General features: G+C 53.9%; 11 protein-coding genes. 9 read left to right on the top strand and 2 right to left on the bottom strand.

The window, feature by feature from the left end:
• Positions 1–28: 28 nt before the first annotated feature.
• Positions 29–2,704, bottom strand: coding sequence for a bifunctional uridylyltransferase/uridylyl-removing protein GlnD (glnD, locus tag SOM40_RS04000; protein WP_166181629.1), 2,676 nt, complete (start codon positions 2,702–2,704; stop codon positions 29–31).
• 62 nt (positions 2,705–2,766) lie between these two features.
• Positions 2,767–3,561 (bottom strand): type I methionyl aminopeptidase, encoded by a 795-nt coding sequence (map, locus tag SOM40_RS04005; RefSeq protein WP_106994298.1) that lies wholly within the window; start codon positions 3,559–3,561, stop codon positions 2,767–2,769.
• A gap of 321 nt (positions 3,562–3,882) precedes the next feature.
• Between map and rpsB the strand changes: the two genes are divergently transcribed.
• The 9 genes from rpsB (at position 3,883) to bamA (ending at position 14,098) form a co-directional block, all read left to right on the top strand.
• The gene (gene rpsB / locus SOM40_RS04010) at positions 3,883–4,608 is read left to right on the top strand and encodes a 30S ribosomal protein S2 (RefSeq protein ID WP_103178332.1); all 726 of its coding nucleotides are present in this window, start codon (positions 3,883–3,885) and stop codon (positions 4,606–4,608) included.
• A gap of 117 nt (positions 4,609–4,725) precedes the next feature.
• Positions 4,726–5,577: a translation elongation factor Ts gene (gene tsf, locus SOM40_RS04015; RefSeq protein WP_039030310.1), complete on the top strand. Its 852-nt coding sequence runs from the start codon at positions 4,726–4,728 to the stop codon at positions 5,575–5,577.
• Positions 5,578–5,727: 150 nt separating this feature from the next.
• A complete protein-coding gene (gene pyrH / locus SOM40_RS04020; protein ID WP_166181630.1) occupies positions 5,728–6,453 on the top strand; it encodes a UMP kinase in 726 nt (241 codons plus the stop codon).
• 167 nt (positions 6,454–6,620) lie between these two features.
• A complete protein-coding gene (frr, locus tag SOM40_RS04025) occupies positions 6,621–7,178 on the top strand; it encodes a ribosome recycling factor (protein WP_106994300.1) in 558 nt (185 codons plus the stop codon).
• Positions 7,179–7,273: 95 nt separating this feature from the next.
• Positions 7,274–8,473 carry a 1-deoxy-D-xylulose-5-phosphate reductoisomerase gene (ispC, locus tag SOM40_RS04030; protein ID WP_106994301.1) on the top strand — a complete coding sequence of 400 codons (1,200 nt, stop codon included), beginning with the start codon at positions 7,274–7,276 and terminating at the stop codon, positions 8,471–8,473.
• Positions 8,474–8,658: 185 nt separating this feature from the next.
• Positions 8,659–9,417 (top strand): (2E,6E)-farnesyl-diphosphate-specific ditrans,polycis-undecaprenyl-diphosphate synthase, encoded by a 759-nt coding sequence (gene ispU, locus SOM40_RS04035; protein ID WP_320530001.1) that lies wholly within the window; start codon positions 8,659–8,661, stop codon positions 9,415–9,417.
• Positions 9,418–9,429: 12 nt separating this feature from the next.
• Positions 9,430–10,287, top strand: coding sequence for a phosphatidate cytidylyltransferase (gene cdsA / locus SOM40_RS04040; protein ID WP_106994303.1), 858 nt, complete (start codon positions 9,430–9,432; stop codon positions 10,285–10,287).
• 11 nt (positions 10,288–10,298) lie between these two features.
• The gene (rseP, locus tag SOM40_RS04045) at positions 10,299–11,651 is read left to right on the top strand and encodes a sigma E protease regulator RseP (protein ID WP_106994304.1); all 1,353 of its coding nucleotides are present in this window, start codon (positions 10,299–10,301) and stop codon (positions 11,649–11,651) included.
• A gap of 29 nt (positions 11,652–11,680) precedes the next feature.
• Positions 11,681–14,098 (top strand): outer membrane protein assembly factor BamA, encoded by a 2,418-nt coding sequence (gene bamA, locus SOM40_RS04050; RefSeq protein ID WP_106994305.1) that lies wholly within the window; start codon positions 11,681–11,683, stop codon positions 14,096–14,098.
• The last annotated feature ends 104 nt before the right edge of the window (positions 14,099–14,202 follow it).

Consider the following 14,202-nt stretch of genomic DNA (forward strand, 5'->3'; position numbering starts at 1 on the left):
TTCAACTCTTTCCAGGTAAAAAAAAACATCACCCTTTATCGTTTGGATTGAGGGCTGCTGTCAACCGTTGTTGCACTTCCTGTTGCAGGGCATTATTAAGCCCACGACGGTCGGCTGTGGCGATTATAAATAAATCTTCTACTCGCTCGCCAATGGTTGTAATTCTGGCACCGTGCAGCGAAATTCCCAGGTCGGCAAACACCTGTCCGACCCGCGCCAGCAGCCCCGGCTGGTCGAGGGCGATCAGCTCGAGGAAGGATTTACGGTCGGTATGAGTCGGCAGGAAATTGACTTCGGTATCGACGGTAAAGTGGCGCAGTTTGGCCGGCTGTCGACGCGGCTGCGGTGGCTGCCAACTGTGCTGGGTGATCGCCTGCTCCAGCCCGTAGCGAATCGGCTCGTGACGATCGGCGGAAAGGGGACTGCCGTCCGGCTCCAGCACAATAAAGGTATCCATCGCCATCCCGTCCCGGGTAGTGAAGATCTGCGCGTCGTGTACGCTGAGGTTACGTCGGTCGAGTTCCGCACAGACCGCGGCGAACAGATAAGCGCGATCGGGGCTCCAGATAAAGATCTCCGTCCCGCCGCGGGTCGCCTGCGGACTGAGCAGGATCAGGGGCTTGGTCAGATCGTGCTGCAGCAGATGGCGGGCATGCCAGGCCAGCTGGTTCGGGCTGTGACGGACAAAATAGTTGGCGCGACAGCGGGCCCAAATCAGATGCAGCGCCTCTTCATTGATATTCTCCATCCGCAACAGCGCCAGGGCCTGCATCTGGTGATGGCGCACGCGCTCGCGCATGTCCGGGGTGCTCTGCATACCACGGCGCAGCTGCTTTTCGGTGGCAAAGTAGAGTTCGCGCAACAGGCTCTGCTTCCAGCTATTCCACAGTGTCTCGTTGGTGGCGCAGATGTCAGCCACCGTCAGGCAGACCAGGAAGCGCAGTCGGTTCTCGGTCTGTACTTCTTCGGCAAACTGTTTGATCACCTCGGGATCCTGAATATCGCGCCGCTGGGCGGTGACCGACATCAGCAGGTGATGGCGTACCAGCCAGGCGACCAGCTGGGTTTCGCGCGAGTTGAGCCCGTGCAGCTCGGCAAATTTCAGCACGTCTTCCGCACCCAGGATCGAGTGGTCGCCGCCGCGCCCTTTGGCGATATCGTGGAACAGGGCGGCAATCAGGATCAGCTCCGGATTGGTGAGGCGCGGCCAGAGCTCAACGCAGAGCGGGTGGCGGCTGCGCACCTCCTCATTGGCGAAGCTTTCCAGCTTCAGCATCACGCGGATTGTGTGTTCATCAACGGTATAGGCGTGGAACAGGTCAAATTGCATCTGGCCGACAATATGCGACCACTGCGGCATATAGGCCCAGAGCACGCTGTGACGATGCATCGGCAGCAGCCCGCGGCTGACCGCGCCCGGATGGCGCAACATGCTAAGGAACAGCGACCGCGCTTCCGGGATGTAGCACAAAGGCTGGGTCAGATGGCGGCGGGCATGGCGCAGGTGGCGTAGGGTGGTGGAGTAGATCCCGGTGATGGTGCTATTACGCACCATGGCGTAGAACATCCGCAGGATCGCTTCCGGCTTGCGGATAAACAGCGTTTCGTCGCGCAGGTCGATTAAGGTGCCGCGCAGCTGGAATTCATCATCAATCGGGCGCGGTTTTTCATCGGCGGTCAGGGCGAGGATCGCCTCGTCGAACAGCTGCAACAGCATCTGATTCAGTTCACCCACCCGACGGGTGACGCGGAAGAAATCCTTCATCATCTGCTCGACCGGCTCGTTACCCTCGCCGCTGTAGTGCAGGCGCTGGGCGACGCTCAGCTGGCGGTCAAACAGCAGACGGTTGTCGTAGCGGGTCACTTCGAGATGCAGGGCAAAACGAATACGCCACAGCAGATGCAGACACTCATTCAGCTCGGTCCGTTCGGCTTCGGTGAGAAAGCCAAAGCCGACCATCTCATCCAGCGAGGTGGCGCCAAAATGACGGCGGGCGACCCACTGCAGAGTGTGAATATCGCGCAGGCCACCCGGGCTGCTTTTGATATCCGGTTCCAGGTTATAGCTGGTGCCGTGGTAACGCTGGTGGCGCACCTGCTGCTCATCGACCTTGGCGGCGAAGAATTTTTCCGACGGCCAGAAGCCATCGCTAAAGATGTGCTTTTGCAGCTCAAGGAACAGAGCCACATCGCCAATCAGCAGGCGTGATTCAATCAGGTTGGTGGCGACGGTAAGATCGGACAACCCCTCCAGAAGACACTCTTCCAGGGTGCGCACGCTGTGGCCGATTTCCAGCTTGACGTCCCACAGCAGGGTCAGCAGCTCGCCGATTTTTTGCGCCTGTTCATCCGGCAGCTTTTTCCGGCTCAGAATCAGCAGGTCGATATCCGAAAGGGGGTGCAGCTCACCCCGACCATAGCCGCCGACGGCGACCAGTGCCACATCGCCCAGTTGACCAAAGCCGTAGTCAATCCACAGGCGCTGCAGGAGCTGATCGATGAACTCCGTGCGCGCTTCAATGAGCGCTTCGGCGGAGATGCCGCTGTCAAAGGTCTCCCCCAGCCAGCGCTGGAAGGTGTCGATATGCGCTTTAATGCCCGCGCAGGTCAGCTCGGCCGTCGGCCAGACGCCGGGGTTGTCCGGCTGGCCAGGCAGGGTAGGGAGGGCCGTATTGGCATACTGTTCGGGTAAAAGGTTACTCATTGCGCGCCACCCATAAGAAAAAACGATAGCCATTAAAAAAGCCGGCATTTGCCGGCTTCTTATCATGCGTCTTGCGAGAGTATCGCCGGGATGGTGTCATCCTTGCGTAACGTCAGAATTTCGCAGCCGTTGTCGGTCACCACAATAGTATGCTCGTACTGGGCAGACAAGCTCCGGTCTTTGGTTTTCACCGTCCAGCCATCTTTCATGGTACGGATGCGGTAGTCGCCAGCGTTGACCATCGGCTCGATGGTGAAGGTCATGCCCGCCTGCAGCACCACGCCACCGTCATCCGCATCATAGTGCAGAACCTGTGGCTCTTCGTGGAACACACGGCCGATACCATGACCGCAGTATTCGCGCACCACGGAGAAACCCTCTGCTTCTACGAATTTCTGGATCGCCGCTCCGAGGGTACGCAGACGAATGCCCGGCTTGACCATCTTCAGGGCCAGGTAGAGGCTCTCCTGGGTCACTTTACACAGACGCTCGCCCAGAATGGTCGGTTTACCAACGATGAACATTTTAGAGGTGTCACCGTGGTATTCATCTTTAATGACGGTCACGTCGATGTTGACGATGTCGCCGTCTTTCAACAGCTTTTCGTCATCCGGGATGCCATGGCAAACCACTTCATTAATAGAGATGCAGACTGATTTCGGGAAGCCGTGGTAGTTAAGGCATGCGGAGATCGCCTGCTGCTCGTTCACGATGTAATCATTACAGATGCGATCCAGTTCGCCGGTGCTGACGCCCGGTTTGACGAACGGCTCGATCATTTCCAGCACTTCAGCGGCCAGACGACCGGCGACGCGCATCTTTTCAATTTCTTCAGGTGTCTTAATAGAGATAGCCATGTAATCTGTCCATCGGTGTCGATTTTTTCGACAATACTAGTCTAAGTGTTGTCAATGGTATCAGTCTGGCGCACATGCTGCCAAATTGAGATTCCTTCGCCGCACACTCCGCCAACAATTGTTGGTTTCGGGTAGCATTTTGTGGTATAAAGCGCGCCGGACTTCCGATCCATTTCAGATACACAGAATGGACGGAAGCGACAAATCTCACTTTGTGTAACAACACACACGTATCGGCACATATTCCGGGGTGCCCTTTGGGGTCGGTAATATGGGATACGTGGAGGCATAACCCCAACTTTTAAATAGAGGTTTTAAAACATGGCAACTGTTTCCATGCGCGACATGCTCAAGGCTGGTGTTCACTTCGGTCACCAGACCCGTTACTGGAACCCGAAAATGAAGCCTTTCATCTTCGGCGCACGTAACAAAGTTCACATCATCAACCTTGAGAAAACTGTACCAATGTTCAACGAAGCCCTGGCTGAGCTGAACAAGATCTCTTCCCGTAAAGGTAAGATTCTGTTCGTTGGTACTAAGCGCGCTGCAAGCGAAGCTGTGAAAGAAGCTGCTAACAGCTGCGACCAGTTCTTCGTGAACCATCGCTGGCTGGGCGGTATGCTGACTAACTGGAAAACCGTTCGTCAGTCTATCAAGCGCCTGAAAGATCTGGAAACCCAGTCTCAGGACGGTACTTTCGAAAAGCTGACCAAAAAAGAAGCGCTGATGCGCACTCGTGAGCTGGACAAGCTGGAAAACAGCCTGGGCGGTATCAAAGATATGGGCGGCCTGCCAGACGCGCTGTTCGTTATCGATGCTGACCACGAGCACATCGCAATCAAAGAAGCTAACAACCTGGGTATCCCAGTATTCGCAATCGTTGATACCAACTCCGATCCGGACGGTGTTGACTTCGTTATCCCGGGTAACGACGATGCAATCCGTGCTGTTAGCCTGTACCTGAGCGCTGTAGCTACTACCGTTCGTGAAGGCCGTTCCCAGGATCTGGCTTCTCAGGCGGAAGAAAGCTTCGTAGAAGCTGAATAATAAGGTTCTACCCCTTATTAGTACCGTGTATGAATAGGGGCCAATTATCGGCCCCTTTTTTCAATTTATACTGTTTGGCTTCTGGCCGGGCAGTTCACATCTCCCGAGGATTTAAGAATGGCTGAAATTACCGCATCCCTGGTAAAAGAGCTGCGTGAACGTACTGGCGCAGGCATGATGGATTGCAAAAAAGCGCTGACCGAAGCGAACGGCGACATCGAGCTGGCAATCGAAAACATGCGTAAATCTGGTGCGATCAAAGCAGCTAAGAAAGCAGGCAACGTTGCTGCTGACGGCGTGATCATCACTAAGATCGACGGCACCTACGGCATCATTCTGGAAGTTAACTGCCAGACTGACTTCGTTGCTAAAGATGGCGGTTTCCAGGCATTTGCTAACAAAGTTCTGGACGCAGCTATTGCTGGCAAAATCACCGACGTTGAAGTTCTGAAAGCACAGTTCGAAGAAGAGCGTGTTGCACTGGTTGCTAAAATCGGTGAGAACATCAACATCCGTCGCGTATCTTCTCTGGAAGGTGACGTTCTGGGTTCATACCAGCACGGCGCACGTATCGGTGTTCTGGTTGCGGCTAAAGGCGCTGACGAAGAGCTGGTTAAACAGCTGGCAATGCACATCGCTGCAAGCAAGCCAGAATTCGTTAAGCCAGAAGACGTGTCTGCTGAAGTTGTTGAGAAAGAGTACCAGGTTCAGCTGGACATCGCCATGCAGTCTGGCAAGCCAAAAGAAATCGCAGAGAAAATGGTTGAAGGCCGCATGAAGAAATTCACCGGCGAAGTTTCTCTGACTGGCCAGCCTTTCGTTATGGATCCAAGCAAAACTGTTGCTCAGCTGCTGAAAGAGCACAACGCTGACGTAACCGGCTTCATCCGCTTCGAAGTGGGCGAAGGCATCGAGAAAGTTGAGACTGACTTCGCAGCAGAAGTTGCTGCAATGTCCAAGCAGTCTTAATCAGCGAAAAGAAGCCGCCTGAGGGCGGCTTCTTTTTGTGTACGTTATGTGTAAATCAGCCAGACGCCTATAGTGTCTGTGTTGAGATGCGATATATCATGTCGCCAGAATTAACCCCATCTTAATCGTTGACAGTCCCAGGAAAGAAATATGGCTACCAATGCAAAACCCGTTTACAAACGCATTCTGCTTAAGCTGAGTGGCGAAGCGCTGCAAGGGTCGGAAGGCTTCGGTATTGACGCAAGCATCCTTGACCGCATGGCGCAGGAAATCAAAGAACTGGTTGAACTGGGCATCCAGGTTGGCGTAGTCATTGGCGGTGGTAACCTTTTCCGTGGCGCGGGTCTGGCAAAAGCAGGCATGAATCGCGTGGTGGGCGACCACATGGGTATGCTGGCAACGGTCATGAATGGCCTGGCTATGCGTGATGCACTGCATCGTGCCTATGTGAATGCACGCCTGATGTCCGCTATTCCGTTGAATGGCGTGTGTGACAACTACAGCTGGGCCGAAGCCATCAGCCTGCTGCGCAACAACCGCGTGGTGATCCTCTCCGCCGGTACGGGTAACCCGTTCTTTACTACCGATTCCGCGGCCTGCCTGCGCGGTATTGAGATCGAAGCCGATGTGGTCCTGAAAGCGACCAAAGTGGATGGCGTGTTTACTGCCGATCCTGCCAAAGATCCTGCCGCCACCATGTACGATCAGCTGTCCTACAGCGAAGTACTGGATAAAGAGCTGAAAGTGATGGATCTTGCCGCTTTCACGCTGGCTCGCGACCACAAACTGCCGATCCGTGTTTTCAACATGAACAAGCCTGGCGCCCTGCGTCGCGTGGTCATGGGTGAAAAAGAAGGCACTTTGATCACGGAATAATTTCCGTAGACGATAAATACAGGTAAGATTCCGCTTTACTTTGTAGTGATATCTTACCTGGACGCGCCTTTGGCGTTGTCATGAATTAAACGCGACTATACTTAGCACACCTGTAGCGTTGTGTTGGTAGATAGTCTGCCTGAGACAAGTTTCCAAGGATTCGTAACGTGATTAACGACATCAGAAAAGATGCTGAAGTACGCATGGACAAATGCGTAGAAGCGTTCAAAACCCAAATCAGCAAAATCCGTACTGGCCGTGCTTCTCCAAGCCTGCTGGATGGCATCATCGTGGAATATTACGGTACGCCAACCCCGCTGCGTCAGCTGGCGCAGGTGACGGTAGAAGATACCCGTACGCTGAAAATCAACGTCTTCGATCGTTCAATGGGTCCGGCCGTTGAGAAAGCCATCATGGCATCCGATCTGGGTCTGAACCCAAGCTCTGCAGGCACGGATATCCGTGTTCCACTGCCAGCGCTGACCGAAGAGCGTCGTAAAGATCTGATCAAAATAGTACGTGGTGAAGCAGAGCAGGGCCGTGTTGCCGTGCGTAACGTACGCCGTGACGCGAACGATAAAGTGAAAGCGCTGCTGAAAGACAAAGAGATCAGCGAAGATGACGATCGCCGTTCTCAGGACGACGTACAGAAACTGACCGATGCAGCTATCAAGAAACTTGATGCGGCGCTGGCAGAAAAAGAAGCGGAACTGATGCAGTTCTGATTTCTGACGTACTCTGATAAAACGCCGTACAGAAGGCCCGTTGGGCTTTGCTGGCGGCGTTTTGCTTTGCTGGTTTCACTACTTCTGGACAATTCATGAAGCAATTAACACTCCTCGGCTCAACCGGATCGATCGGTTGCAGCACGCTCGACGTCGTTCGCCACAATCCTGAACACTACACCGTGACCGCGCTGGTTGCCGGGAAAAACGTTCAGCGCATGGTCGAGCAGTGTCTTGAGTTTGCGCCACGCTATGCGGTTATGGACGACGAGGAGAGTGCTCGCCAGGTAAAAGCGTTGCTGGCCGAAAACGGCAGCCGGACCGAGGTATTAAGCGGTCAACAGGCCGCCTGCGACATGGCAGCCCTCGATGATGTAGACCAGGTGATGGCGGCGATTGTGGGTGCTGCAGGCCTGCTGCCGACGCTGGCGGCGATCGATGCCGGGAAAACGGTGTTACTGGCCAACAAAGAGTCGCTGGTGACCTGCGGACGCCTGTTTATGGAGGCGGTGAAGCAGCGCGGCGCGCGTCTTTTGCCGGTAGATAGCGAACATAACGCTATTTTTCAGAGTTTACCGCAACCGTTTCAGCAAAACCTGGGGTACGCTGATCTGGAGCAGAATGGTGTCTCTTCTATCCTGCTTACCGGGTCTGGTGGCCCGTTCCGCGATACGCCGTTGTCTGACCTGGTCTCAATGACCCCGGATCAGGCCTGTCGTCATCCGAACTGGTCGATGGGACGTAAAATCTCCGTCGATTCTGCCACCATGATGAATAAAGGTCTGGAATACATTGAAGCCCGCTGGTTGTTTAACGCCTCGGCAGCGCAGATGGAAGTGTTGATTCACCCGCAGTCGGTGATCCACTCCATGGTCCGTTACCGGGATGGCAGCGTAATGGCGCAGTTAGGCGAACCTGATATGCGGACGCCTATCGCCCATACGATGGCCTGGCCTAACCGCGTGGTCTCCGGCGTGAAGCCACTCGACTTCTGCAAATTAAGTGCGCTGACGTTCAGCGCGCCGGATTATCAGCGCTATCCGTGCCTGAAGCTGGCGATGGAGGCCTTCGAGCAGGGGCAAGCGGCAACAACCGCCCTTAATGCGGCGAACGAGATTGCTGTCGCCGCCTTCCTCGAACAGCGGATCCGCTTTACGGATATCGCTGCGCTGAACCTCTCTGTTCTTGAGGCGATGGATTTACGCGAGCCGCAAAGTGTGGATGATGTGCTGACCGTCGATGCGAAAGCCAGGCTCACGGCGCAAAAAGCGGTGACGCACCTCGCAAGCTGGTGATAATCCAGCCGCGTATGGTCATGCTATTTGTTAGCGTTGGGCTTCAGTGATATAGTCTGCGCCACCTGATTACGGGTAGTTGACGTTACGTGGTCAGGTAAGCCGTGGTATGACACGGCTTTTTTACGTAAAGGCTTCAGTATTCCTGAGTACCGTTAAATCCTTTCAGGGACCAAAAACGCGTTATGTTGTCTGCGAATCAACCAATAAGCGAGAACTTGCCAGCACATGGCTGTCGTCATGTAGCAATCATCATGGATGGCAATGGCCGCTGGGCGAAAAGACAAGGGAAGATCCGAGCCTTTGGGCATAAAGCTGGGGCGAAATCTGTTCGCCGCGCCGTTTCTTTTGCCGCCAATAACGGCATTGACGCGTTAACGCTCTATGCTTTCAGCAGTGAAAACTGGAATCGACCTGCGCAGGAAGTTAGCGCGTTGATGGAATTGTTCGTGTGGGCGCTCGACAGCGAAGTAAAAAGCCTGCACCGCCACAACGTTCGCCTGCGTATTATCGGCGATACCAGTCGTTTTAACTCACGTTTGCAGGAACGTATTCGTAAAGCGGAAGCGTTGACCGAACAAAACACCGGCTTAACGCTCAATATCGCGGCGAATTATGGCGGACGTTGGGACATTGTCCAGGGTGTACGGCATTTGGCTGAACAGGTTCAGGAAGGGCTATTACAGCCGGACCAGATTAATGAAGAGGCGCTGAGTCAGCAAATCTGCATGAGTGAACTGACACCCGTGGATTTAGTAATTAGGACAGGGGGAGAACATCGCATCAGTAACTTTTTGCTGTGGCAAATTGCCTACGCCGAACTTTACTTTACAGATGTTCTTTGGCCCGATTTTGATGAACAAGACTTTGAAGGTGCGCTGCATGCCTTTGCCAATCGAGAGCGTCGCTTTGGTGGTACCGAGCCTGGTGGCGACAACGCCTGATGGGGGTAGCTTTTGCTGAAGTATCGCCTGATTTCTGCGTTTGTTTTAATACCTGTTGTCATCGCGGCGCTGTTTTTACTGCCACCGGTGGGCTTCGCTATTGTCACACTGGTCGTATGCATGCTGGCAGCGTGGGAGTGGGGGCAGTTTAGCGGCTTTACCTCGCGTTCTCAGCGGGTATGGCTGGCGGTGCTGTGCGGACTGATACTGGCGCTGATGCTCTTTATGCTGCCAGAGTACCATCACAATATTCATCAGCCGATAATAGCGGGTTCGCTCTGGCTTTCGCTGGGATGGTGGCTGGCAGCGCTGCTGCTGGTGCTCTTCTATCCCGGCTCTGCGTCGCTATGGCGTAATTCGAAACTACTGCGCCTCTGCTTTGGGCTGTTCACCATTGTTCCTTTCTTCTGGGGAATGCTGGCCCTCCGTACCTGGCACTACGACGACAACCCTTACAGTGGGGCATTATGGCTGCTGTATGTCATGATTCTCGTGTGGGGGGCTGACTCTGGCGCCTATATGTTTGGTAAACTGTTTGGCAAACATAAACTGGCACCGAAGGTCTCCCCGGGTAAAACCTGGCAGGGCTTTATCGGCGGTCTGTTTACGGCGGCGATTATCTCCTGGGGTTATGGCGTATGGGCCAACCTTGAGGTGGCACCGGCAACATTATTGGTCTGTTCAATCGTCGCAGCGCTGGCTTCCGTGCTGGGTGATTTGACTGAAAGTATGTTTAAGCGTGAAGCAGGGATCAAAGACAGTGGCAATCTTATTCCAGGGCACGGCGGTATCCTGGATCGTATAGACAGCCTGACGGCAGCGGTACCCGTGTTTGCCTGCCTGTTTTTGCTGGTATTTGGGACGATTTAACGGAAGGTTTTATGCTTAGCATTCTCTGGAATCTGGCGGCGTTCATTGTTGCACTGGGTGTACTTATCACGGTGCATGAATTTGGCCATTTCTGGGTTGCTCGGCGCTGTGGCGTGCGTGTAGAGCGCTTTTCAATTGGCTTTGGGAAAGCGCTCTGGCGTCGTAACGATCGCCACGGCACAGAATTTGTTATTGCCCTTATCCCACTCGGCGGCTACGTCAAAATGCTGGATGAGCGCGTCGAGCCAGTGGCGCCTGAAGTGCGCCATTACGCGTTCAACAACAAAACCGTCGGCCAGCGCGCCGCAATCATTGCTGCCGGTCCGGTGGCAAACTTCATCTTCGCCATTTTTGCTTACTGGCTGGTGTTTATCATCGGTGTCCCTGGCGTTCGTCCGGTTGTTGGTGAAATAACACCCAACTCCATCGCGGCAAGCGCGCAAATTAATCCGGGCATGGAACTTAAAGCGATCGATGGTATCGAAACCCCTGATTGGGATGCCGTGCGGTTACAACTGGTTGCCAAAATTGGTGATGAGCAAACGACCGTTAGCGTGTCGCCTTTCGGTTCCAGTGCGCGTCAGGATAAAATCCTGAATTTACGTAGCTGGACCTTTGAGCCAGATAAAGAAGATCCCGTTGCTGCGTTAGGCATCCGCCCACGCAGCGCGCAGATTGAACCGGTGCTTGCTGAAGTCCAGTCCGATTCCGCTGCGCGTAAAGCAGGTTTGCAAGCGGGCGACAGGATCGTTAAAGTCGATGGTCAACCTTTAACGCAGTGGATGACCTTTGTTACTCTGGTGCGTGATAATCCAGGTACGCCACTGGCGCTGGAGATAGAAAGGCAGGGGAGTCCGCTCTCTTTAACGCTCATCCCGGATACCAAACCGGGTGGCGGAAAGGCCGAAGGTTTTGCAGGCGTGGTGCCAAAAGTGATTCCGCTGCCTGATGAGTACAAGACAATACGCCAGTATGGGCCGTTTAGCGCCATTCTTGAAGCCACGGATAAAACATGGCAACTGATGAAGCTGACTGTGCAGATGCTGGGGAAACTGATTACCGGTGACGTAAAACTGAACAACCTCAGTGGGCCGATTTCGATCGCTCAGGGGGCTGGGATGTCAGCAGAGTTCGGGGTGATTTACTATCTCATGTTCCTTGCGCTCATTAGCGTGAACCTCGGGATAATAAACCTGTTCCCACTGCCTGTTTTAGACGGGGGTCATCTGCTGTTTTTAGCGATTGAGAAGCTAAAAGGCGGACCGGTATCCGAGCGAGTTCAAGACTTTAGTTATCGCATTGGTTCGATTTTACTGGTGCTGTTAATGGGGCTTGCACTTTTCAATGATTTCTCTCGGTTGTAAGAGAGTGTTAGGAAGAACGCATAATAACGATGGCGATGAAAAAGTTGCTCATAGCGTCGCTGCTGTTTAGCAGCGCGACCGTATACGGTGCTGACGGGTTCGTAGTGAAAGATATTCATTTCGAAGGCCTTCAGCGTGTCGCCGTTGGTGCGGCCCTCCTCAGTATGCCAGTGCGCCCAGGCGACACGGTTAATGATGAAGACATTAGTAATACCATTCGCGCGCTGTTTGCCACTGGCAACTTCGAGGACGTTCGCGTCCTGCGCGATGGTGATACGCTGTTGGTTCAGGTAAAAGAGCGTCCAACGATTGCCAGCATCACTTTCTCCGGCAACAAGTCGGTGAAAGACGACATGCTCAAGCAAAACCTTGAGGCCTCTGGCGTCCGTGTTGGCGAATCTCTGGATCGCACCACCCTGTCTGATATCGAGAAAGGGCTGGAAGATTTCTACTACAGCGTCGGTAAATACAGCGCGAGCGTCAAAGCGGTTGTGACTCCGCTGCCACGTAACCGTGTCGATCTGAAGCTGGTGTTCCAGGAAGGCGTTTCCGCGAAGATCCAGCAGATTAACATCGTCGGTAACCATGCGTTCAGCACCGACGAGCTGATCTCTACCTTCCAACTGCGTGACGAAGTGCCGTGGTGGAACGTAGTAGGCGACCGTAAATACCAGAAACAGAAACTGGCAGGCGATCTCGAGACCCTGCGCAGCTACTATCTGGATCGCGGCTATGCGCGCTTCAACATCGACTCGACTCAGGTCAGCCTGACGCCAGACAAGAAAGGCATCTACATCACCGTTAACATTACCGAAGGCGATCAGTACAAGCTTTCTGGTGTGGAAGTGAGTGGTAACCTCGCGGGTCACTCTGCCGAGATCGAAAGCCTGACCAAACTGCAGCCGGGTGAACTGTATAGCGGTGCGAAAGTGACCAAAATGGAAGACGGCATTAAAAAGCTGCTCGGCCGTTATGGTTATGCTTACCCACGCGTACAGACTCAGCCTGAAATCAACGATACGGATAAAACCGTTAAGCTCCACGTTAACGTTGATGCGGGTAACCGTTTCTACGTTCGTAAGATCCGCTTTGAAGGTAACGACACCTCCAAAGATTCTGTTCTGCGCCGCGAAATGCGCCAGATGGAAGGCGCGTGGCTGGGCAGCGATCTGGTTGACCAGGGTAAAGAGCGTCTGAACCGTCTGGGTTATTTCGAAACCGTCGATACTGATACGCAGCGCGTACCAGGTAGACCGGACCAGGTAGACGTCGTCTACAAGGTTAAAGAGCGTAATACCGGTAGCTTTAACTTTGGTGTCGGTTACGGTACTGAAAGCGGCGTCAGCTTCCAGGTAGGCGTGCAGCAGGATAACTGGTTAGGTACTGGCTATTCCGTCGGTATCAACGGTACCAAAAACGACTACCAGACCTACTCCGAGCTCTCCGTTACTAACCCTTACTTCACCGTTGATGGTGTGAGTCTGGGCGGTCGTATTTTCTATAACGACTTTAAAGCGGATGATGCGGACCTGTCCTCGTATACCAACAAAAGCTACGGCGTTGATGGTACGCTCGGCTTCCCGATTAACGAATACAACACCCTGCGTGCTGGCTTAGGTTATGTGCATAACGACCTGTCCAACATGCAGCCGCAGGTGGCAATGTGGCGTTATCTGGATTCTATCGGACAGTCTGCCAGCACCTCGAATGATGATAACGGCTTTGCCGCCGATGACTTCACCTTCAACTATGGCTGGACGTACAACCGCCTCGACCGTGGTTTCTTCCCGACCGAAGGTTCGCGCGTCAACCTGAACGGTAAAGTCACGGTTCCGGGCTCAGATAATGAGTTCTATAAAGTCACCCTCGATACCGCGTCCTACTTCCCGATCGACGAAGACCATAAATGGGTGGTTCTGGGTCGTACGCGCTGGGGTTACGGCGATGGTTTAGGTGGCAAAGAATTGCCATTCTACGAGAACTTCTACGCGGGCGGCTCAAGCACCGTGCGTGGCTTCCAGTCCAACAACATTGGTCCGAAAGCAGCGTATTACGGTGGCAATGACGAAGATAACTGCGATAAGGCTTCATCGAGCGAAGTGTGTAGCTCTGATGATGCAGTAGGTGGTAACGCCATGGGTGTTGCCAGCCTGGAGTTTATTACGCCTACGCCGTTTATCAGCGATAAGTATGCCAATTCCGTACGTACCTCCTTCTTCCTGGATGCGGGTACCGTATGGGATACTAACTGGGAAAATACCAGTGCGACCCGTGCTGCAGGCATTCCGGACTACAGCGATCCGAGCAATATTCGTATGTCTGCGGGTCTCGCACTACAATGGATGTCACCGCTGGGGCCGTTGGTCTTCTCCTACGCCCAGCCGTTTAAGAAATACGAGGGAGACAAAGCGGAGCAGTTCCAGTTTAACATTGGTAAAACCTGGTAATTGTCCGCCGCAAAGGAATGCGTTGGCAGTGTAGCGCTGACAACTGGCGATCGCAGGATCGCCTTGCCACGCAAAGAACGGTACCTTCGGGTACCAATGGGATG

It is taken from the genome of Leclercia sp. CFBP8987, from assembly GCF_034044995.2.
Lineage (GTDB): Bacteria > Pseudomonadota > Gammaproteobacteria > Enterobacterales > Enterobacteriaceae > Enterobacter > Enterobacter tamurae.